This window comes from Frankia sp. BMG5.23 (assembly GCF_000685765.2).
GTDB classification, from domain to species: Bacteria; Actinomycetota; Actinomycetes; order Frankiales; family Frankiaceae; genus Frankia; species Frankia casuarinae.
The window spans coordinates 99,628-120,937 of record NZ_JDWE01000009.1 but is presented as its reverse complement, the minus strand read 5'-3'; the positions used below and the strand labels follow the sequence as shown (position 1 = coordinate 120,937).

General features: G+C 69.3%; 18 protein-coding genes and 2 tRNA genes. 14 read left to right on the top strand and 6 right to left on the bottom strand.

The features are described 5' to 3' along the window. The first annotated feature begins 516 nt into the window (after positions 1-516). Together BMG523DRAFT_RS06820 and leuA are read left to right on the top strand one after the other, a co-directional pair. Entirely contained in the window at positions 517-1,134 is a 618-nt protein-coding gene (locus BMG523DRAFT_RS06820) for a septum formation family protein (RefSeq protein WP_232235001.1), read from the top strand. Positions 1,135-1,383: 249 nt separating this feature from the next. Beyond that, entirely contained in the window at positions 1,384-3,117 is a 1,734-nt protein-coding gene (leuA, locus tag BMG523DRAFT_RS06815; protein ID WP_011438011.1) for a 2-isopropylmalate synthase, read from the top strand. Here leuA and BMG523DRAFT_RS06810 read toward each other — a convergent pair. Both BMG523DRAFT_RS06810 and BMG523DRAFT_RS06805 read right to left on the bottom strand, forming a co-directional pair. Then, the gene (locus BMG523DRAFT_RS06810) at positions 3,114-3,410 is read right to left on the bottom strand and encodes a DUF1059 domain-containing protein (RefSeq protein ID WP_011438010.1); all 297 of its coding nucleotides are present in this window, start codon (positions 3,408-3,410) and stop codon (positions 3,114-3,116) included. The genes leuA and BMG523DRAFT_RS06810 overlap by 4 nt on opposite strands. Beyond that, positions 3,407-4,768: an EAL domain-containing protein gene (locus BMG523DRAFT_RS06805; protein WP_011438009.1), complete on the bottom strand. Its 1,362-nt coding sequence runs from the start codon at positions 4,766-4,768 to the stop codon at positions 3,407-3,409. Before BMG523DRAFT_RS06805 ends, BMG523DRAFT_RS06810 begins: the two co-directional genes overlap by 4 nt. Positions 4,769-5,389: 621 nt before the next feature. Here BMG523DRAFT_RS06805 and BMG523DRAFT_RS06800 point away from each other — a divergent pair. The 5 genes from BMG523DRAFT_RS06800 (at position 5,390) to cimA (ending at position 10,793) form a co-directional block, all read left to right on the top strand. Further along, entirely contained in the window at positions 5,390-6,418 is a 1,029-nt protein-coding gene (locus BMG523DRAFT_RS06800; RefSeq protein ID WP_011438008.1) for a 3-isopropylmalate dehydrogenase, read from the top strand. A gap of 242 nt (positions 6,419-6,660) precedes the next feature. Continuing rightward, positions 6,661-7,587 carry a branched-chain-amino-acid transaminase gene (gene ilvE, locus BMG523DRAFT_RS06795; protein WP_011438007.1) on the top strand — a complete coding sequence of 309 codons (927 nt, stop codon included), beginning with the start codon at positions 6,661-6,663 and terminating at the stop codon, positions 7,585-7,587. Between the two features lie 191 nt (positions 7,588-7,778). Beyond that, on the top strand, positions 7,779-8,165 hold the full coding sequence (locus BMG523DRAFT_RS06790; RefSeq protein WP_023840243.1) for a cyclic nucleotide-binding/CBS domain-containing protein: 387 nt from the start codon (positions 7,779-7,781) through the stop codon (positions 8,163-8,165). A gap of 110 nt (positions 8,166-8,275) precedes the next feature. Next, complete coding sequence (locus BMG523DRAFT_RS06785) at positions 8,276-8,953, top strand: Crp/Fnr family transcriptional regulator (protein ID WP_035731281.1); 678 nt, start codon at positions 8,276-8,278, stop codon at positions 8,951-8,953. Between the two features lie 235 nt (positions 8,954-9,188). Continuing rightward, the gene (gene cimA / locus BMG523DRAFT_RS06780; protein WP_023840242.1) at positions 9,189-10,793 is read left to right on the top strand and encodes a citramalate synthase; all 1,605 of its coding nucleotides are present in this window, start codon (positions 9,189-9,191) and stop codon (positions 10,791-10,793) included. 102 nt (positions 10,794-10,895) lie between these two features. Here cimA and BMG523DRAFT_RS06775 read toward each other — a convergent pair whose 3' ends face one another. Then, positions 10,896-11,159 carry a hypothetical protein gene (locus BMG523DRAFT_RS06775; protein WP_011438003.1) on the bottom strand — a complete coding sequence of 88 codons (264 nt, stop codon included), beginning with the start codon at positions 11,157-11,159 and terminating at the stop codon, positions 10,896-10,898. 326 nt (positions 11,160-11,485) lie between these two features. Between BMG523DRAFT_RS06775 and BMG523DRAFT_RS06770 the strand changes: the two genes are divergently transcribed. The 3 genes from BMG523DRAFT_RS06770 to BMG523DRAFT_RS06760 all read left to right on the top strand — a co-directional run bounded on the left by BMG523DRAFT_RS06770 (position 11,486) and on the right by BMG523DRAFT_RS06760 (position 12,685). Beyond that, positions 11,486-12,265 (top strand): fumarylacetoacetate hydrolase family protein, encoded by a 780-nt coding sequence (locus BMG523DRAFT_RS06770; RefSeq protein ID WP_035941105.1) that lies wholly within the window; start codon positions 11,486-11,488, stop codon positions 12,263-12,265. A gap of 168 nt (positions 12,266-12,433) precedes the next feature. Beyond that, a tRNA-Gln gene (locus BMG523DRAFT_RS06765) sits at positions 12,434-12,505 on the top strand. Between the two features lie 107 nt (positions 12,506-12,612). After that, a tRNA-Glu gene (locus tag BMG523DRAFT_RS06760) sits at positions 12,613-12,685 on the top strand. A 119-nt stretch (positions 12,686-12,804) separates the two neighbouring features. Here BMG523DRAFT_RS06760 and BMG523DRAFT_RS06755 read toward each other — a convergent pair. Further along, positions 12,805-13,080, bottom strand: coding sequence for a hypothetical protein (locus BMG523DRAFT_RS06755; protein WP_023840241.1), 276 nt, complete (start codon positions 13,078-13,080; stop codon positions 12,805-12,807). 201 nt (positions 13,081-13,281) lie between these two features. Here BMG523DRAFT_RS06755 and BMG523DRAFT_RS06750 point away from each other — a divergent pair, with 201 nt between their 5' ends. Then, a complete protein-coding gene (locus tag BMG523DRAFT_RS06750) occupies positions 13,282-14,856 on the top strand; it encodes an ATP-binding protein (RefSeq protein ID WP_043590672.1) in 1,575 nt (524 codons plus the stop codon). Positions 14,857-14,999: 143 nt separating this feature from the next. On the opposite strand, the gene BMG523DRAFT_RS06745 is transcribed toward BMG523DRAFT_RS06750, so the two are convergent. Then, the gene (locus BMG523DRAFT_RS06745) at positions 15,000-17,147 is read right to left on the bottom strand and encodes a serine/threonine-protein kinase (protein ID WP_011437999.1); all 2,148 of its coding nucleotides are present in this window, start codon (positions 17,145-17,147) and stop codon (positions 15,000-15,002) included. A gap of 489 nt (positions 17,148-17,636) precedes the next feature. Beyond that, positions 17,637-18,344, bottom strand: coding sequence for an IclR family transcriptional regulator (locus BMG523DRAFT_RS06740; protein ID WP_011437998.1), 708 nt, complete (start codon positions 18,342-18,344; stop codon positions 17,637-17,639). Positions 18,345-18,435: 91 nt separating this feature from the next. Here BMG523DRAFT_RS06740 and leuC point away from each other — a divergent pair, with 91 nt between their 5' ends. From leuC to BMG523DRAFT_RS06725, 3 genes are all read left to right on the top strand, one after another. Then, the gene (gene leuC / locus BMG523DRAFT_RS06735; protein WP_011437997.1) at positions 18,436-19,833 is read left to right on the top strand and encodes a 3-isopropylmalate dehydratase large subunit; all 1,398 of its coding nucleotides are present in this window, start codon (positions 18,436-18,438) and stop codon (positions 19,831-19,833) included. 83 nt (positions 19,834-19,916) lie between these two features. After that, on the top strand, positions 19,917-20,504 hold the full coding sequence (gene leuD, locus BMG523DRAFT_RS06730) for a 3-isopropylmalate dehydratase small subunit (protein ID WP_043590667.1): 588 nt from the start codon (positions 19,917-19,919) through the stop codon (positions 20,502-20,504). Between the two features lie 517 nt (positions 20,505-21,021). Further along, positions 21,022-21,306 carry an HU family DNA-binding protein gene (locus tag BMG523DRAFT_RS06725; protein WP_011437995.1) on the top strand — a complete coding sequence of 95 codons (285 nt, stop codon included), beginning with the start codon at positions 21,022-21,024 and terminating at the stop codon, positions 21,304-21,306. Positions 21,307-21,310 lie beyond the last annotated feature (4 nt).

The window sequence follows — 21,310 nt, the reverse complement described above, 5'->3', positions numbered from 1 at the left end:
CCCTTCCCCACACGGTGGCTTCGCCACCGTGTGGGGTCTCCGCAAAGGCACCTTCGGCGATTTTGCGGGGGGAGTCGTGGGGGCCTTCGGTGGTCCGGGGTGTTCCTCGGGTTGCCGTGGATTACCTGGGCTGGATGGGGTTTACCAGGGGTAGCTGCGGGCGATCTCAACGGTAGGCGATCGATTGGGTACGGGTAGCGGTGGCGTGGGGACGTGATCCAGGTGATCTTTCCGTGGAACGCGCGCCGTAGTCGTGGTGCCGGGTTTACCGTGGCTAGCATGGCGTCGCGGCATCAGGACCCGTTCGAGGGGCTTCGCCTGGATGAGCGATTCGTCCGCGGAGCCCGGTTTCTCGAACCGTCCGCGGCCGAGCGCAGCCGGCAGCACGGCCGGCCGGCTTCCAGTCGCTGTCAGGTCGTCCCAGCTTCCCGGGGTCTGCCCGGCTTTTTCCATCGGCTGGTGGCGCCGCCCAGACCACCGGGCCGCCCCCGCCAGATCGCGCGAATGGTCACGTTCATGGCCATCATCGTCGGGATGATCACCATCACCGTCGTCGCCCTGCGGCAGACGGCGAACCGGACCAGCCCGACCGCCGCACGGCTGGTGCCGACCACGTCGTCGGGGTCCTCCGCGGCCACCAAGCAGACCGCCGTACCGGCTGCCACCGGCACGCTGACCGGTCCCCCCGCCGGCTTTGGGATCAGGCCGGACCTGCTCGCGGCCCTGCGGCCGGGTGACTGCCTGAACTGGACCCCGTATCCGGCGGGCTCGCCCGCCTCGGTCGATCCGGTGGTGCCCGTCCGGGTGAGCTGCCGGGAGCCCCATATCGACGAGGTCACCCGGATGGTCGACCTGGCGGTGCTCTTCCATCGCTGGCCTGGCGCGTCGGTGGTCGCCGAGGTGACGGACGAGCGCTGTGCCGGAGCACTGCGCGAGTTCCCCGGAACCGTCGACAGCACTCCGCACCGCACCGTTGGCACGATCTACCCGTCCGAACCCAGCTGGCAGCTCGGTGCGCACGCGGCCGTGTGCACCGTGCGCACCGACGACCTGCGGCCCCGCAGCGGTCAGTTCCGTGTCCCCGGCGCCGTCGCGGCACCGGAGTTTCCTCGCGGTCGGCCGAACATCCGGTAATGTTGGTGCGCGATGCGTGCGCTGCTTCTCCTTAGCCGCCGCGGCGGGGCCTGATACCTGAGCTGGCTTCCCCGTCGCGGTGTTTTCGTGTGTCAGCGTCGGGATCCTCGCCATCCGGCGGTCCAGCGTCCAGGTGCGACCTGACGCTCCTCTGCTGATTCTCCGCGGATCCTCCGGCATCCAGTCACCCACGTCGCGAACCGTGTGATCACGGTCGCGGGGGACTCCTTCGAGGAAGCAGGAGCAGGAATGACCACGCAGCAGCCGTCCGGCATGCCGGTCGAGAAGTACCGTCCGTTCGTCCCCGTCTCACTTCCCGACCGGGCCTGGCCCGAGCGGACGATCACTCGCGCCCCGCAATGGTGCAGTGTCGATCTGCGCGACGGTAACCAGGCACTGATCGACCCGATGACCCCCGCCCGCAAGATGCAGATGTTCGAGCTGCTGGTGGCGATGGGGTACAAGGAGATCGAGGTCGGGTTCCCGGCGGCCAGCCAGACCGACTTCGACTTCATCCGGCAGCTGATCGAATCAGATCGCATCCCGGACGACGTCGTCATCCAGGTCCTGACGCAGGCGCGGGAGGACCTGATCGAGCGCACGGCCGCGTCGCTGGTCGGCGCGGACCGGGCGCTGATCCACCTGTACAACTCGACATCCACGTTGCAGCGGCGGGTGGTGTTCGGTCTTGATCGGGCGGGGGTGACCGAGATCGCGGTGCAGGGCGCTCGGTGGTGTGCCCAGTACGCCGAGAAACTACTGGACGGCACCGATGTGCGCTGGCAGTACAGCCCGGAGTCGTTCACCGGCACCGAACTCGACTACGCGGTGGAGGTGTGCGAGGCAGTCATGGACGTGTGGGCGCCGACCCCGCAGCGTCCGGTCGTGCTGAACCTGCCGGCGACGGTCGAGATGTCGACCCCGAACGTCTACGCCGACCAGATCGAATGGGTCGGGCGGAACCTGACCCGCCGGGATGCCGTCGTGCTGTCCCTGCACCCGCACAACGACCGGGGCTGCGCGGTCGCCGCGGCGGAACTGGGTGTGCTGGCCGGCGCCGACCGGGTCGAGGGCTGCCTGTTCGGCAATGGGGAACGGACCGGAAACGTCTGCCTGGTCACGCTGGGGATGAACCTGTTCTCGCAGGGGATCGACCCGATGATCGATTTCTCGGACATCGACGGGATCCGACGCGCGGTGGAGTACTGCAACCAACTGCCCGTCCATCCCCGTCATCCCTACGGCGGCGACCTCGTCTACACCGCCTTCTCCGGCTCCCATCAGGACGCCATCAAGAAGGGTTTCGAGGCCATGGAGCGCACCGGCCAGACCCGCTGGGAGGTGCCCTACCTGCCGATCGACCCGAAGGACGTCGGCCGCTCCTACGAGGCGGTGATCCGGGTGAACAGTCAGTCCGGCAAGGGAGGGGTGGCATACCTGCTGAAGTCCGAGCACTCCCTGGACCTGCCGCGCCGGCTGCAGATCGAGTTCTCCGGTGTCGTACAGCGCCACACCGACTCCGCGGGCGGCGAGGTGACGGCCGAGGAACTCTGGACGATTTTCCGCAGCGAGTACTTCCTGGACGGCGCGGAGGGGTCCGGCCCGCTCGAACTGCTGGGCTCCCGGACGACGGCGGCGTCGGGCGATCGGGACGAGGTCTCCGTCTCGGTCCGTTTCCAGGGGGCCGACACGGTGATCACGGGAACCGGCAACGGCCCCATTGACGCATTCGTCACGGCGCTCGCCAGCCGCGATCTGACCGTGCGGATTCTGGACTACAACGAGCACGCCCTGGGCTCGGGAGCGGATGCGCGAGCGGCCGCGTACCTCGAGGTGGCCGTCGACGACCGGATCTTCTGGGGAGTCGGGATCGACGCCAACATCGTGACGGCGTCCCTGCGGGCCGTGGTGAGTGCCGTGAACCGGGCTGCCCGGGACCGTTCGGTGCCCGCGCGGGCTGGTCGTGGTGGTGGCGCTGGTTAGTCGTGGTGGTCCGCCGGTTCCACGTCGTGGATATTCTGGCGGACCTCGTCCAGCATCGACTCCGGGATATCCGTCATACCATGATCAACTCTCGCGTGGGTGTCGACGGAACGGAGAAGATCGTCTTCGGTGGGGGCGATCATGCGCGTCTCGCAGTCGTGCATGATCGCACCACAGTAGAATTGCTTCATGCTCGGGTGCCGGACGATGATCTCTGCCGACGCGGAATGGCTCCTGGCCGCTGGGCTCGGCGACATGAGCGCCTGCGCGGTCCAATAGCGGTTTCGCCTCATGTGGACATTTCCGCGAGCCGTAGCATCAGACGCTCCATCCGTACCAGGCCGAGTGGGCGCCCCATCTCGGTCACGATTATCACGGGATCGAATCGGCTGGCCCGGGCCCGCGTCATGGCGCGACGCGCGACCTCGGTCACCGGCTCCTCGGGCCGCGCGAAGAGCGTCGTGGGAACACGGCGCGGTTCCGTGCCGCCGCCCGGGCCGCCGGACAGATGCAGGGCGACCGGTCGGCATCGGTTGGAGACGATGACGGTCGCTCGAGGCGTCCGGTCACCGTCCGGTCCGGCCGGATCATCGCCGGCCGCGAGACCGTCCCGGTTCCGGGCGGCGCTCATGGGACAGGACGGACAGTCCGCGGACATGGCGCACCGACCGGAGTCACCTATGCTGATCGTGACCTGTTCCATCAGGCTCTCGATGCTCGCGGCGTGGTTGCTGCGTTCCGAGAACTGGCGGATACGCCTAGCCACGGTTGGGTCGAGCTGCTGCCAGGCCCGGGAGGGACGCCCGAGCAGGAATCCCTGGCCGAGCGGAACCCCCAGCGCGACCAGCATTCCGAGCTCGTCGAACCGCTCGACCCCCTCCGCGATGACCCAGGCGTTGAGCCGGCTGGCGAAGGTGCCGACCAGCTCGGTGAGGGCGATCTTGACCTGGTCGTCGTCCACGTTGACTACGAGCGAGCGGTCCAGCTTGACGAAGTCGGGGCGGATCCGCGCCAGCTGCCGCAACCCGGCATAGCCCGAGCCGACGTCGTCCATCGCCACGAACGCACCGAGGTTGCGCAGTGCGCCCGCGGTGGTCGTCAGGCCGGTGGTGGCGTCGAGGTCGACTGCCTCGTTGAGTTCTAGGACCAGGCGCCGCAGGTCCGCGCGCTGCCAGATTGCCGTGACTTCTGGTGCGGTGAGCAGATGGGGCAGGACGTTGACCGCGAGGAAGCAGCGGTCGGGAAGCCGGTCACGCGCCTCCAGCGCGGCGGCGAGGACACGGGCCTCCAACTGGGCCGCGAGCCCGAGCCGGTCCGCCTCGGCGAAGACGAGGTCGGGCGGGTGGGCCGGGTGGCTGTGGAAGCGGGCGAGCGCCTCATACCCCGCGATGACCCCCCGTTGCAGATCCACGATCGGCTGGAAGAACAGCATGGGTTCGTCGGGGTCGGCGAGAATTCGGCGCAGGTCGGGCCGGTCGTCGCCACGCGTCCCACCGCCGTCGCCGTTCTTCAACCGGCCGAGGGGACCCGCCCCATCGGCCGCGGGCAGCGTCCTGCCCTCGGCCACGCCACCGGACGAAACAGCCGCGTCGCCGACATCGGGGCGGTCGCTGGACGGAGGTCCCGCGGGAGTCCGCTGCCGAGTAATCATGCGCCGTGCACCCCCTCGCATCGAAGCACGTCGCACCTGTCCTGTAAGTGAGTTTCTTACCATCCGGCCGCGATGCCGGGTGCGAGTACCGTCCGGAGTTGTGAATTCTGCGCTCTTTTGTGTGACCGGCGGGTAGCGGTCAGATTGCCGTTCATCGTCCTTCCCGTGTCCCCGACGCAAGATCGGCGATTTCTGGGCGCCGGAGGCGTCGTTCATCGTTGATCCGTTGCCAAAACGGTCATTGCTCGCCAGGATTTTCGGGTGCCGACGCGAGGCGTGCGAGTAGTCCGAGTCGGCCGATGGAAATCAATCCAGCGACAACGAGGGTGAACTTTATTTGGCGAGGTGGTGCACTACGATTACTCAAGGTGATCGAATGCGGAGGTGTGAGGCGCCGTTCCGGCGCTGAGGTTGGACTGAGGTAATGGAATGGCTACTGTTAGCAGCCATTCGGGGGTGGTTCGCGGCCGTTCGGGAGCACGATGACGGCCGTCGGGGCGGCGGCCCGTCGTGAGCGGCCCCGTGCGGCCCCGACCGGCCCCGTGCCGGATCGGCGCCGGTCGGGTGGGCCAGGCCGGGTGGGACCGCTGCGGGGCCGCGGTCGGCCGCTACAGTCGGCCTATGAGGCTTGCGGTGATTGGCGGTGACGGGATCGGCCCCGAGGTGGTGGCGGAGGGGTTGCGGGTGCTGCGCGCGGTACATCCCAAGGTCGACACGACCGAATACGACCTGGGTGCCCGGCGCTGGCACGAGACCGGGGAGACGCTGCCCGACTCGGTGCTGGAGGAACTGCGCGGTCACGACGCGATCCTGCTCGGGGCGGTCGGTGATCCCGGCGTGCCCAGCGGTGTCCTCGAGCGTGGCCTGCTGCTGCGGCTGCGGTTCGAGTTCGACCATCACGTCAATCTCCGGCCGGTGCGGCTCTATCCGGGAGTCCGCTCGCCGCTGGCCGGAGATCCGGCCATCGACATGATCGTGGTGCGGGAGGGCACGGAGGGGCCGTACGCGGGCGCGGGGGGTGTGCTCCGGAAGGGGACGCCCCATGAGGTGGCGACCGAGGAGAGCCTCAACACCCGGTACGGCGTCGAGCGCGTCGTGCGCGACGCGTTCCGGCGGGCCGATCGACGCGAGCGTCGCCACCTGACTCTCGTGCACAAGAACAACGTGCTGACCAAGGCCGGCGACCTGTGGTCGCGCACCGTGGCCGAGGTGGCGCCCGAGTTCCCCGACGTGCGCGTCGACTACCAGCACGTGGACGCGGCCTCGATGTTCTTCGTGACCGATCCGGGTCGGTTCGACGTCGTCGTGACGGACAACATGTTCGGTGACATCCTCACCGACATCGGCGCGGCCATCACCGGCGGGATCGGCCTGGCCGCCAGTGGCAACCTCGATCCCTCCGGTGTCCACCCGAGCATGTTCGAGCCCGTGCACGGCAGCGCCCCGGATATCGCCGGCAGGCAACTCGCCGACCCGACGGCCACCGTCGCCTCGGTGGCGATGCTACTCGATCATCTCGGCCACGCCGAGGAGGCGGCGAAGGTCGAGGCCGCCGTCGCCTCCTCCCTGGCGGATCGTGCCGCCGCGGGAGCGGCCCAGCCGTCGACCCGGGAACGTGGCGAGGACCTTGCCGCGCGGGCTGCGGGCTGAGTTCTCGTCACGCCGGTCTTCTCGTCACCCCGCCACGCCGGTCTTCTCGTCACCCCGCCACGCCGCCGGTGGAGGCCGGATGGTTGATCGCCGCGGGGCCCTTCCGGTCCAGGTGCGTCGTGGTTATTCTCTACGGGAGCCGTAGATCCGGTAAGACGGCAGCCGACAGGGCCCCACCACGGCGAAGATCGGCGGATTCGTCATCTCCTGTTCGCTTCGTCGCACTTTGGCCTGGAGTCGCCGTGCCTATCACCCCAACCTCGAAGATCTGGATGAGTGGAGAGTTCGTCGACTGGGACGACGCCCGCATCCACGTGCTCAACCCGACCCTGCACTACGGGTGGGGTGTGTTCGAAGGCATCCGCTGCTACGAGACGGCCCAGGGGCCCGCCGTGTTCCGGCTGACGGACCACATCGCCCGTCTCTACCGCAGTGCCAAGATTTATGTGATGGAGCCGTCCTTCACGCCGGAGCAGGTCGTCGCGGCGACGAAGGAGACCATCGCGGTGAACGACATCGCCTCCTGCTACATCCGGCCGCTGATCCACCTCGGTTACGGTGAGATGGGGCTCAATCCGTTGCCCTCTCCTGTCGAGGTCATGATCGCGGTGTGGCCGTGGGGTGCCTACCTTGGCGAGGAGGCGGAGGAGAACGGCGTCCGCGCGATGATCTCCTCCTGGAAGCGGAACGACCCGAACATCACGCCGCCGGCGGCCAAGGCGTCCGGGCAGTACCTCAACTCGTCCCTGGCGAAGGTCGCGGCGGTCAAGGCCGGTTACGACGAGGCAATTCTGACCAGCCCCAACGGCCACATCGCCGACGGCACCGGGGAAAACGTCTTCATCGTCTCCGGACGCAAGGTCATCACTCCGCTCCTCACGGACGGTCCGCTCGGTGGCATCACCCGCGCCTCGATCATGAGGATCGCCGCCGACCAGGGGTACGAGGTGATCGAGCAGCACATCGTGCGCACCGACCTCTATCTGGCTGACGAGGCGTTCTTCACCGGCACGGCGGCCGAGATCGTGCCGATCGTCGAGGTGGACGACCGGCAGGTCGGGAGCGGGAAGCCGGGCCCCGTCACCCGGGAGCTGCTGGAGATCTTCCACCGCGCGACCCGAGGGGAACTGGACCGATACCAGGAGTGGAACGAGTTCGTCCAGCAATAACGCCGTGGCCGGCGTCGTCGCGGGCGTTCCACGTTGCCCCGCGTCCCGGCCAGGGCCGTGAGCCCGGCCCCGCGTGGCCGGGCTCACATAATGCCCATGCCGAAGCATCGTGTGCTCTGGTCAACACGGCAGGCAGGGCCTACCGTCGCGAGTAGCAGTTTTCACGAATGCACAAGCGTCGGGAGGGCGTCGTGCGGGTTTCGGAGGGTATGAGTTCCCTTGTTCTCATGATCGGCCCGGGGCACACGCTTCGCCAGGCGGCGAGGCTGATGGCGGCGCGCAAGGTCGGTGCCGCGGTCGTCCACGATGCGGACAGCGAGGGCTACGGGATCCTGACCGAACGGGACGTTCTGCGGTCGATCGCCGCGGCTCAGGATCCGGATGTCGAGATCGCGGGTGACCATCTCACCCGCGATGTCGTCTTCGCGGATCCGGAGTGGTCCTTGGACGAGGCGGCTGCCGCGATGCTGCGAGGTGGTTTTCGGCACCTTATCGTTACCTCGGGTGGTGGCGTAGCCGGAATCCTCTCCATGCGCGACGTGGTACGTTGCTGGAGTAGTCATCATGTTACGGTATGATGTCGACTGTGTCGTACGCCGGGAATGCTTGCGGTCTGCCGCCGCATCCGATCCCGTCGTCCGGGGTAGTTGGGGAACATGAGGCAGGCGGACGGCGCTACGGTCACCGCATGCACGACAACGAGGCGGTCGCCCTGCTCCGAGCGACCACGCTGCTGAAGGAACTGCAGGAGGAGGACCTGTTGCGGCTCGCCACACGAGCCGTCACGCGACGTTTCCGGCGTGGACAGGTTGTCTTCACGGAAGGCGAACCCGCTGACACCCTTCTGGTGGTCGCCTCCGGACGGTTGAAGGTGCTCACGAAGGCCGATGACGGCCGTGATCACGTTTTGAACATTGTCGGGCCACGGGAAACCCTGGGAGAACTCAACATCGTCGAAGGGGGGACCCGGTCCGCCGGCGTCGAGGCGCTCGAACCGAGTACCGCGCTGGTTCTCGACCGCACCGCGGTGTGGGAACTCGTGCGGGAACGACCGGCCGTCGCCGAGCAGCTCATCCGAGCACTGGTGGCGCACGTGCGACGCCTCACCGGAGCGAATGCCGACCTCGTCTTCCTCGATCTGCCGCGACGCGTGGCCAAGTTGCTCCTGCTGCGGATGCGGGAGGCAGGGCGTCCAGTGATCGAACTCGGCCTCACACAGACCGAGATCGCCTCGCTGCTCGGCGGTTCCCGCCAGTCGGTGAACCAGGCGTTGCGCGAGTTCGAGCGGAGGACCTGGATCCTCTCGGAAGGTCAGACCATCACGATCCTGCAGGTCGACCGGCTACGTCGGTTCGCGGGGGACTGAGATCCTCCGCTATGGCGCACGCCACACCCGTCACATGTCGGGCCTGTTACATCGTAGGCTTGTCACCCGGCGGCGAACCCGTCTCCGTCGCGCGCTTCGGTCGCTGACCCCTGGGACCGGGCGCGTGGCGGCCCCAGGTTCCCGAACTCTGCTCGGTTCGGCGTGCCGGAGGTTGTCCGGACCGCTCGGCTTGGCCGGGGCGGAACGACCCAAGATCCTTGCGGAGGGGCGCCCCGTGCGGCCATACGATCCCGATTCCCTGCACGTCTATGACACGACATTGCGGGACGGTACCCAGCAGGAGGGGCTGTCGCTCTCGGTCGGCGACAAACTCGCGGTGGCCCGTCACCTGGACGATCTCGGCGTCGGTTTCATCGAGGGCGGCTGGCCGGGATCGAACCCGAAGGACGCGGAGTTCTTCACCCGGGCGCGCGGCGAACTGAACCTGACGACCGCCGTGCTGACCGCCTTCGGGGCCACCCGGCGGGCGGGCCGCGCCGCCGCGGACGACCCCCAGGTGGCGGCGCTTCGGGACGCGGGGACCTCGGTGGTCTGCCTGGTCGCCAAGTCGGATCTGCGCCATGTCGAACGTGCCCTGCGCACCACCCCGGCCGAGAACCTCGCGATGATCCGGGACACCGTCGCGCATCTGCGCGCGGAGGGAAAGCGGGTGTTCGTTGACGCCGAGCACTTCTTCGACGGCCATCGGGTGTATCCCGACTACGCTCTTGAGGTCGTCTCCGTTGCGGCCGAGGCCGGTGCCGAGGTCGTCGTGCTGTGCGACACGAACGGCGGCATGCTCCCGACGCGGATCGGCGCGGTCGTCGCCGATGTCCTCGCCGCAACCGGCGCCCGGCTCGGTATCCACTGCCACGACGACGCCGACTGCGCGGTCGCGAACACCCTGGTGGCGGTGGAGGCCGGCGTCACCCACGTGCAGGGCACCGCAAACGGCTACGGCGAGCGGTGCGGGAACGCCAACCTGCTGAGCGTCATCGCGGGCCTGGAGACCAAGTTGGACCGGGCCGTGCTGCCGCCCGGGCGGCTGCGTGAGCTCGTCCGGGTCTCTCACGCGATCGACGAGGTCACCAACTCCGTGCCCGACCCGCACCGGCCGTACGTCGGGGCCAGCGCCTTCGCGCACAAGGCCGGCCTGCACGCCAGTGCCGTCAAGGTCGATCCGGACCTGTACCAGCACATCGACCCGGCGGTCGTGGGCAGTGACATGAGGATGCTGGTCTCGGAACTCGCCGGTCGGGCGACCATCGAACTGAAGGGCCGTGAGCTCGGCCTCGACCTGTCGAACCAGCGTGAGGCGCTCGGACGGGTGGTGGACCTGGTCAAGGAGCGGGAGGCAGCCGGATACGTCTACGAGGCCGCGGAGGCCTCCTTCGAACTCCTGCTGCGCGACGAGGTGACCGGCCGGCAGCGGTTCTACACCCTCGAATCCTGGCGCGTCATCGTCGAGCAGCGTCCGGGCGGCGAGGTGGCCAGCGAGGCGACGGTGAAGCTCACCTCGCACGGCGAACGCCACGTCGCGACGGCGGAGGGGAACGGACCGGTCAACGCTCTCGACACGGCACTGCGCAACGCGCTGGAGAAGGCGTATCCGGGGTTGGCCGATCTGGACCTGGTGGACTACAAGGTTCGGATCCTCGACGGCAAGCAGGGGACCGGCGCGGTGACCCGGGTCCTGCTGGGAACCAGCGACGGCCGCGAGCGCTGGGACACGATCGGCGTGGACGAGAACATCATCGCAGCCTCCTGGGCGGCCCTGGAGGACGCTGTCGACTACGGACTGCGGCGGCAGGGGGAGAGCCCGGACCCGGTCGCGCCCTGACGCCGGGCCCCACCCCCGGGCGGGCCGCGCCCGGGGGTGGGGCCCGGCGTATCGCCCGCGGAGCAGCCCGCCGCCGCGGGCCGGTCCGCCGGCTACGTGCGGTCAGTCCTGCGGGATCTCCTCCCACCACTGGCACCACCAGTCGCCGCCGACCAGAACGCGCAGCTTCGGGTGCCAGCAGTAGGCGATGTCCTTGTCGGTGTCCAGGTAGTACAGGCAGTTGTCGCACCGCTCGTCGCCGTTGGGTTTACCCCGCAGGATCGCGTCTTCGGCCAGGTGGCCCAGTTTGACGCTCAGCTCCTCGTCGATCGGCTTCGGCTCGGGTGCGCCGACGTCGTAGACGGGGGTGGTGTCGGTCTCGCTCACCGTCTTCCTTTCCTTTCTTCTGCCGGTCCTCTGCCGGGTAGCTTGCCGGGTAGCTCCGCGGTGATGTCGGCCGTCCGCGTCGGCTCTGGTCAGTACAGGACAGCGGGACCGGGTGGCCGCCATCCGCTGGTGGACCAGGCGGTGGACCAGGCGGTGGACCAGGCGCGGATTCTGGCCTGATTCTCGGTCACTCGTCACCGTTCTGGCGAACCTGATCAGGCCCCGGCCGTGGTCATGTCGGTCATACAAGTCATACCCGCGGCGTGGCGGGGCCGCCCACCGGCCGGTCGTGTCAGCGCCTTCCGCGGGCTCGGTACGGTTTGGGGGTGCGTATCGCGAGGTTTACCGATGGTTCGGAGCCTGGGTTCGGGGTCGTGGAGGGGTCGATCGAGGCGGGTACGGCCGTGATCCGCGGCATCACCCCGCATCCGTTCGGTCCGTTCTCCTTCACCGGCGTCCGCCGGGGGCTCGGCGACGTGCGGCTGCTCGCTCCCGTGCTGCCGAGCAAGGTGCTCTGCGTGGGCAAGAACTATGCCGACCATGTCCAGGAGATGGGCGGTGACACCCCGCCGCAGCGTCCGATCCTCTTCCTCAAGCCCTCCACCAGTGTCGCCGGCCCGGGCGATCCGATCATCCTTCCGTCGGACAGCGAGCGGGTCGACTTCGAGGGCGAGCTGGCGATCGTCATCGGCCGGCTGTGCCGTGACGTCCCGGTGGAACGGGCCTTCGAGGTGGTGCTCGGCTACACCTGCGCCAATGACGTGACCGCTCGCGATCAGCAGAAGGCGGACGGCCAGTGGACCCGGGCCAAGGGCCATGACGCCTTCTGCCCCCTCGGTCCCTGGATCGAGACGGATCTCGACCCGGCGGATCTGCCCATCCGCACCACCCTGGACGGCGAACTGCGCCAGAGCTCCCGAACCGGCCTGCTGCTGCGCGACGTCCCCTCGTTGATCGCCTACCTGTCGTCGGCCATGACGCTGCTACCCGGCGACGTGCTGCTGACCGGAACGCCCGCGGGCGTGGGGCCGATGTCACCGGGGCAGACGGTGGCGGTGACAGTCGAGGGCATCGGGACGCTCACTAACCCGGTGACGGCTCGCTAGCGCCCGCGGTGCGATCCTCCGCCGGGTGGCCGTGGATCGGGTGGCTGCCGGTCGTTCCCGATGCCCCAGCCACGGGACGTGACGGGGATGACCGGCGTACATCGGCACCCCGGCGCGCTGATGTGCCCTCTGCATGAGGTACAGTAGGCAGCGCCCGGACAGGGCCCATGGGGTATGGGGTAATTGGCAGCCCAACGGATTCTGGCTCCGTTAGTCTAGGTTCGAGTCCTGGTACCCCAGCTGCACCAGATCTACCGCTCGGTTGAAACTGGCCGCTATGCTGTATAGTGTGACACGGCTGTATGGTGTGATACGCGCGTAAGCGCGTAAGTAAGAACCAGAGTCTTGGCCCCGTCGTCTAGCGGCCCAGGACGCCGCCCTCTCAAGGCGGTAGCGCCGGTTCGAATCCGGTCGGGGCTACACAGTGATTTTATCTTTGATTCTTCGCAGAGGGTGAGAGATGCGCCCTCGCACCAAGACCATCGATGGCCCCCGGATTCCTCTCCGGGGGCCATCGTCATGTCGGGCGCGATCCGGGCCTACCGCACAACCTCGAACCGCAGCATGGCCGCGGGGTGGCGGGCCATCGTGCACGCGCGGCAGCCGCAGGACGCCGGGCCTCCGCGGCCGTGGACCACTTCGATCTCGGTGTCCGGGGTCGAGGCCACCAGGCGCAGCTGGGGGCGCGCGGCTCGGGCCATGACGGCGGTCAGCGCGGGATCGTCGGTGGCACCCGGCTGCGGCGGGCCGATCCGACCCGCGGTCGACGGGGCGATCGCGGAAGCGGTCGAGGCTGTCAGGGCCACTGAGGGCACGGTGTCCTCCTCCATGGGGGGCCGTCTCGGGGCCACCCCGCGGACCACAGCCTGGCGGGGAGAGCGAGGTCCGCGCCATGCTCCGTTGAGCCCGGTACCAGGTGGTGCAGATGGCCTAGTCAAACCTGGGCACTGTCGCCATGCGACACCACCCTTGACAACCATGGTGCTCCAGCACCGGATCGGTACAAACTTGCGCGGATGTCCACCGTCAGTCCATCGACACCCGAACGCGCACGGCGTCGGCATGGTAGTGCGCATGTGGGGCGCGCCGCCCGCCATGCTGGTCGGCTGCGTCCGCCGGGATCGGCACCGGAGCAGGTGGACGTCCTGCCGGGAGTTGCCCGGCGCATCACCTCGCTGCTTCCCCAGGGCCGCGGTCTGCCCATCGAGGACTGGACAGCCCGTCACACGTTGATGTGCCTGGTGCTGGCGATGCACCCGCCGGTCATCGTCTGTTACGCGATCTGGCGCGACCTGAGCCTCGTGCACGGCTTTCTGGCGGCCAGTCTGCCGGCGCTGCTGTTCGCCTCCGCGGTGGTGCCCGGCCGCCGTCGGGTCCGTGCCCTGGCCGCCAGCCTCGGGCTGTTGTGCTGTTCGGTCGTCCTCGTCCATCTCTCGGGCGGCCTCACCCCGATGTACTTTCACTTCTTCGTGGTCGTCGCATTGATCGCGCTCTACGAGGAGTGGACCGTCTACCTGCTGGCGATCGCCTTCGTGTTCGTCGCCAATCTGGCGATCGGCAACATCATCTCGGCCGACGGGGAGTTGCTGGACAACGCCTGGCTGGTGGCCGGCCTGCACGCCGGCTTCATCTTCGCCCTTGCCTGCGCACAGATGGTCTTCTGGCACTACAACGAGCAGTCCCGCCGCCGGGTGGAGCACTACCGGCAGCAGCTCTACGAGGGTCAGCAGAGCCTGATGGCCCGGTTGGAGGAGACCGACAGGATCCGCAGCGACCTGGTTGCGACGGTGTCGCACGAGTTCCGCACGCCACTGACCGGTATCCGCGGAAACCTGCTGACCATCAAGCGCCGTCGCGACCGGCTCTCGGACACCCAGCTCGACGATCTGCTCGATGCGGCGGTGAACTACTCCGATCGCCTCTCCCGCCTGCTGGAGAACATGCTCACGGCCGCCACGGCCACCGGCACGGACGAGACCACCATCGCCGATCTGCCGGAGGTCGTCCGGCACGTGCTCGCCACGCTCTCGTACGCCGGGTCGCCAAGCAGCGTGACGGTGGATCTTCCGCCAGAGCTGCCGGTGCGGATGGCCCGGCAGGCCCTCATCCAGGTGGTCGCGAACCTCGTCGACAACGCGCTGGTGCACTCCTGGCCGGGAGCGCCGGTACGGCTCATCGCCGGCCGGGTGGGCGACGAGGTCGTCCTGCGCGTCCGCAATCCCGGGCCCGATCTCGACCCCGACACCATCCGCCAGCTCTTCGAACCGTTCACCCAGCGGGACAGCACGGCGACCCGCCCCACGGACGGGGCCGGCATGGGGCTCTATGTCGTGCGACGCCTCGTCGAGGTACACGGGGGACGGCTGCGGATGTCCTCGGAGAACGGCGAGATCATCGTCGAGGTGGACCTGTGGGCGGCGACCAGCCTGGCGGCGCTCGCGCCGGAGCCTGAGGCGGAACTGCCGGTTCCGATGCCCCTGCCGCGCAGTATCCGGGTTGACGAGGAGCCGGGTAAGCCACGGCTTACCGGCGGGCCACTCGCTGGTTCCCGGGACGACATCCGCTCGTTGCCCATGGACCGTTTCGGCTGAGCGGGGCGGGAAGACCGTTCCCCGCGCCGGGCTGATCCCCGCGCCGGGCTGATCCCCGCGCCGGGCTGATCCCCGCGCCGGGCTGATCCCCGTGCCGGGAAGGCGCCGGGACCTGCCCCGCCGGCGGCCCGATGGTCAGGCGTTCAGGTCCTGGCCGTCGATGTCGATGTCGATGTGGGGGTCGGGGCCGGGGCGGACGCTGGGGGCTTGGTGCAGGCCAGGGTCAACGTCACCGTCGTGGAATGGCGTGGACGCTGTCCGGTGGGGGAGTACGCCGACACCTTGCTGGTCTCGCTGTTGCTGCATGACCCGTTGACCGCGGTGGAGGTGAAACCGGCGAGGGTGAGCTGCCACTTGGCGTCCGACTCGGTCATTCCGATGACGCCGGGTACCTGCGCGCAATCCTCAACCTGCAGGTTAATCGTGGCTGTTTTGGCAATCTTCCCCGACTTCGGGGACTGGTGCGCGACGGTGTCGACCGCACCGGCGCCGTAGCACCCGAAGGCCTTACTGAGGTTCGTGAAGCCCGCCGATTTCAGGGTGTTCTCCGCCGTGGTGAACGAGCTGCCCTCGGTGTTGGGAACGGTCGCCGTGCCGTCGTCGGTGGGTGACGGGGACGGGCTGCTCCGCGCCGTCGGGCTGTTCGTCGGCGTGGCCCCCGTGGGGCTGGCCGCAGGCGCCGTGCCGGCGCCGGGAGAGGGAGATCCCTTCGCGCTGGGCCGCGGGGTCGCCCCGCCCCCGGAGAGGCTCGTCGGGTTGACCCCAACGGCCACGCCCGGAGCGGCTCCGCTGGTTCCGAAGCCGGAACCGCCCGAGGCCGCCGCAGCGGACACCCCGCCGGGACCGTCCGCGCTCAGTTCCGCGCCGGTGCCCCCGCTGGAGGCGAGCGCCCAGCCGCCGGCACCGGCGACGAGGGCGACGACAAGGCCCGCACCCGCCGCGATCCGGCTACGCCGCCGCCGGTCGGCAGCCGCCCGCGAGGCGGCCGCGGCCCCACCGATCGGGGGGCCGGGTTGGTGGTTCGCCGGGATCGCCGACATGACTGTGTTCGTGTCCGCGGCCGGGGCGTCGGAGCGGGCCGGGACCCGCAGCGCCGGCTGCATGCCGGTCGGGGCGTCACCGTCCCACCCTCCCCGGCCGCCGGTGGCCGGGGCCATCCGGGTGCGCTCGACGCCGCCCTCCCGTCCACCGGCCTGCGTGCCACCGGCCTGCGTGGTGGTGGTCAGCGGACTGCCCGCGATCTGCGTGTGCTCCAGGTCGGACCAGGCGGCTGCGCCGACCGCGCCGCCCGCCCCGACCACGCATCCCGCGCCCCCCGCCGCGGCCACGGCGGCGGAGCGCACCACGCGCTGCGTTCCCGTGGCGGGGGAATGATCCGCGCTTCGGGCCGCGGACGCGCCGGCGAGTGCGGAGAGCTGGATTCGGTTGTCATGCTCGGCATGGCTGCCTGGCCTGGACGCGTAGCCGCCCCCCCAACGGCTGGCCTCGAGCGCCTCGACCAGGTCCTCGGCCGCGTCGGCGGCGCTCACGGGCCGCCCCCTCGGGGACTTGGCGAGCATTCCGGCCAGCACACCCCACACCGGCGCCGGCACACCCTGGATGGGCTGGGGCTGTTTTTCGCGGTGCGCCTGCAGGAGCTCGGCCGGGTTGGGGGAGTCGAACGGCGGCGAACCCGCGAGAAGCTCGTACAGCACGACTCCCGCCGAGTACACGTCCGCTGCCGGGGTGGGTGGCGCGCCCGTGCTCAGCTCGGGAGCCATGTAGAGCGGGGTCCCGATCGGCCCGGTGACGCTGGTCCGGGACGAACCATTGATCATCTGGGCGATCCCGAAGTCGGTCAGGCGCACGATCGGATGAGCCGGATCGGAAGTGTCGATGAGTATGTTCTCGGGTTTGACGTCCCGGTGGACGACGCCGGCGGCGTGCACGCTGTCGAGCGCCCACAGGGTGCCGACGACGAGCCGGACCGCCTCCTCCACCGGTCGAGGCCCGAACTCGCGCAGATGGGTCCGCAGGTCGGGACCGTCAACCAGATCCATGACTATGGCGAGCACGTCGGGTTCGTTCACCAGATCGCGTACGGCGACGAGATCCGGGCTGTCGAGGTCGATCAGAAGGTCCCATTCACGCAGGAAGCGCTCCACGATCTCGGGATCGTCGGCGAGCTCGGGGCGCAGCACCTTGATGGCCACGGGAGCACCGTCCGAGACGGCGGCGCCCCGCCAGACCTGGCCGGTCGTACCCTGCCCGAGTATCTCGTGCAGCACGTACCGCGAACCCAGTTTGCGCACCGCGCGTTGTCCCCTTCTTTGGCGCCGCCCGGGGCGGCCGAACCTACGACGGCGCCGCTGCGGGCGGCGGCGGCCCGTGGGCGGAGCCCGCAGCGTCATCCGGACGAGCGCACCAGTGCGCGGGCGAGCTGTATCGCTTGCACTAGATGCCAATACCCGCATGGGTCATCCGGCCTACTGTTCCGATCATCCGAGACGGACGACTCGAACAGGCTACGACGTAGGGCGGCGAAGCCGCGCGGCGGGGGATACCCCTGCGCGGTGGAGCCGCCGCCCGCCACCGGCAGATGTAGCCCGGGCAGTCGCGGGCGTGGGGTCCGAATGGGGGATTCAAAATGGCGAATGGCAAGAACGGCCGACGAAAAGGTCCGGTCGCGTGTTTTGTGGCCGGGGAAAAGTTGCGGTGGTCCACCGGTTGGTGGCCGACGTCCGGTGGCCGGCGGTTGGTGGCGGGTGGATGCAGGCGAGTGGATATAGACGAGTGGTGTGTCAGCCGACGGCCGGTGTCGAGAGCCGGGCCGCCGCGGCGAGGACCGCCGCGCGGTGCCGGCGCCCCGGCGACCGGGTGAGCCGCTCCACCGGTCCCGACAGGGACACTGCCGCGATCACCGTTCCCGTGCCATCGTGCACCGGGGCGGACACGGACGCCAACCCCCTCTCGCGTTCCCCGATGCTCTCCGCCCAGCCACGATCGCGCACCCGGCGGAGGACAGCTTCGTCGAACAGGGCTCCGGCGAGCAGTTCCGGCTCGGGATGCGCCGCGAAGGCGAGGAGGACCTGAGCACCGGACCCCGCGGTCATCGGGAGTGCGGCGCCGACGGGCACGGTGTCGCGCAGGCCGCTGGCGCGTTCGGAGGCGGCGACGCAGTGGCGCAGGGCCCCGCGCCGCACATAGAGCTGGGCACTTTCTCCGGTCACCTCACGAAGCTCGGCGAGAACCCGGCCGGCCCGATCCAGCAGGTCCCACGGCAAGGGGGTCGGGGTCCCCGCGGCGAGCCGCGGCCCGGAGACGAAGCGGCCGTCGGCGGTCCGGCCGAGCAGGCGGTGGACCTCGAGAGCCTGTGCCAGCCGATGCGCCGTCGCGCGGGTGAGCCCGGTTCGGGCCACCAGATCAGCCAGTGACGCCGGTCCCGCCTCGACGGCGGTCAGCACGAGGGCTGCTTTGTCCAGGACTCCGACTCCGCTAAGCTGTTTCACACATTGATACTGTCATCCCACATCATGAGACAACAAGCTGTGGGAGAGGGAAACTCATCACCACGCCAGAAGAGGGGAGAATGGGTTGCCCATGGGGCGCACACTTGCGGAAAAGGTCTGGGACGCCCACGTGGTGCGGCGCGCCGACGGTGAACCGGATCTGCTGTACATCGATCTGCACCTGGTTCACGAGGTCACCTCGCCGCAGGCGTTCGAGGCCCTGCGGCTGGCCGGGCGGCCCGTGCGGCGTCCGGAGCTGACCCTCGCTACCGAGGATCACAACGTCCCCACCACCGACACGCTGGCGCCGATCGCCGATCCGATCTCGGCGGCCCAGGTGGAGGCGCTGCGGAAGAACTGCGCCGAGTTCGGCGTGCGGCTGTACCCGATGAACGACCCGGGCCAGGGCATCGTGCACGTCGTCGGCCCCCAGCTCGGGCTGTCCCAGCCCGGCATGACGATCGTCTGCGGTGACAGCCACACCTCCACCCATGGCGCGTTCGGGGCGCTGGCCTTCGGGATCGGCACCAGCCAGGTCGAGCACGTCCTCGCGACCCAGACGCTGCCGCAGCGCAGGCCGAAGACGATGGCGATCACCGTGGCGGGCGACCTGCCCGTCGGGGTCAGCGCGAAGGATCTCATCCTGGCGATCATTGCGCGGATCGGTACCGGCGGTGGTGCCGGCCACGTCATCGAGTACCGCGGTGCGGCGATCCGGGCCCTGTCGATGGAGGGCCGGATGACGGTCTGCAACATGTCCATCGAGGCCGGCGCGCGCGCCGGGATGATTGCGCCCGACGACGTCACGTTCGAGTATCTCGCCGGGCGGCCGCGTGTCGCCACCGGTGCTGCCTGGGAGGAAGCGGTGGCCTACTGGCGCACCCTCGCCTCCGACTCCGACGCGGTCTTCGACCGGGAGGTCGTGATCGATGCCGCGAGCCTCACGCCCTACGTCACCTGGGGAACCAACCCGGGCCAGGCCGCACCGCTCGGATCGCTGGTTCCCGCGCCCGCCGACTACCCGGACGCGGCCGCGCGGGCCTCGGTCGAACGAGCGCTGACCTACATGGGCCTCACCCCCGGCACCCCGTTGTCCGACGTCACCGTCGACACGGTGTTCATCGGATCGTGCACCAACGGGCGCCTGAGTGACCTGCGCGCCGCCGCCGACGTGCTGCGCGGCCGGCGGGTGAGCGAGGGGGTCCGGGTCCTGATCGTTCCCGGCTCCATGGCGGTGAAGGCGCAGGCCGAGGCGGAGGGGCTCGACGAGGTCTTCCGAGCGGCGGGAGCGCAGTGGCGCAGCGCCGGCTGTTCGATGTGCCTCGGCATGAACCCCGACACGCTTCGGCCCGGCGAGCGCAGTGCCTCGACGTCGAACCGCAACTTCGAGGGCCGGCAGGGGCCGGGTGGGCGCACCCATCTCGTCTCGCCCGCGGTCGCCGCGGCCACCGCCGTGACCGGTCGGCTGACCGCTCCGGCGGATCTGTAGCGCGCCCGGCGTGGATCGTCGGTCCACGCACGACGGCGACCGTCGTTCATCCACGACTTCTTTGAGAGGGGAGCGTTTCCGCGATGGAGGCGTTCACGATTCACACCGGGCGCGCGGTGCCGCTGCGCCGCAGCGACGTCGACACCGATCAGATCATTCCAAGTGAGTGGCTCAAGCGGATCGAGCGGACGGGATTTGGCGCCGGCCTGTTCGCGCAGTGGCGCGCCGACGACGGCTTCGTGCTGAACGAACCAGCGTACGCCGCGGCGTCGATCCTGCTGGCCGGCTCGGACTTCGGCACCGGTTCCTCGCGGGAGCACGCCGTCTGGGCGCTGCAGGACTACGGGTTCCGTGCCGTGCTCTCGCCCCGGTTCGCGGACATCTTCCGCGGCAACGCCCTCGGCAACGGCCTGTTGCCGGTGCAGCTGTCGGCTGAGACGGTCGAGGCACTCACGTCCGCGGTCGAGGCCGATCCCACGATCGAGATCACTGTCGATCTCGTCGCGCGCGAGGTCCGGGGCGCGGGGCTGGTGGCCACCTTCGACCTCGACGACTTCACCCGCTGGCGGTTGATGGAGGGGCTCGACGACGTCGGGCTGACCCTTCGCTACGAAGATATGATCACCTCTTTCGAGGCCGGTCGGCCCGCCTGGTCGCCGACCACCGCCTAACGCCCGGGGCTGTCACCCGGCCACCGGCGTCCGGGTGCGCCGGTTCCCGAGCACCGCACCATCCGCGGGGACGGAGTCGGATCCGCTCTCGGTCGGGGGTTCACGGTGGTGCGTGTCGGATCTCACATTCAGGAAGGTGGGATGGGTGGCGGGTGCGCCGGGGGGGCGTTCCCCATCTCTGTGGGGATGAAGCGACTGTCGCGGCCGGCTTCCGGGTAGCTACCCATCGGAGTGGCATCAGCGATGTCGGGGGCATCCGGCTACCAAAGGGTGACATTGCGCCCAAACCAGAAGGCAATTCTCGCTACTGAACGTAATTAATCTGCCGAACGGGCTATGTCGCCCGGACCCTACGCATCCCGTCGCCCACCGGAGCGAACCCGTTGACGTGCGGGTTTGTGTGACGCGACACGCTCACGGGAATTGCCCTCGACAGTGGAGATGCCTACGGTGCAGCGCAGTGTGATGCCCGATCTGCTCCCCACCCCGCGCCCGCGGGGGGCGTCCGGAGGTTGTTGTGAACAAGTCCCAGTTGGTTGACCGCATCGCCCAGCAGATCGAGGGCGGGCGGTCGAACGCCACCAAGGCCGTCGACGCGGTGTTCGACGCCATTCAGGAGGCCGTCGCGAGCGGAGAGAAGGTGACCATCACCGGCTTCGGCGTGTTCGAGCGGGTGGAACGGGCCGCCCGCACAGGTCGTAACCCGGCGACGGGTGAGCCCGTGCACGTCGCTGCCTCGGTCGTGCCGAAGTTCCGGCCCGGCTCCGAGTTCAAGTCGAGCGTCTCGGCGAGCAACGACTGACCAT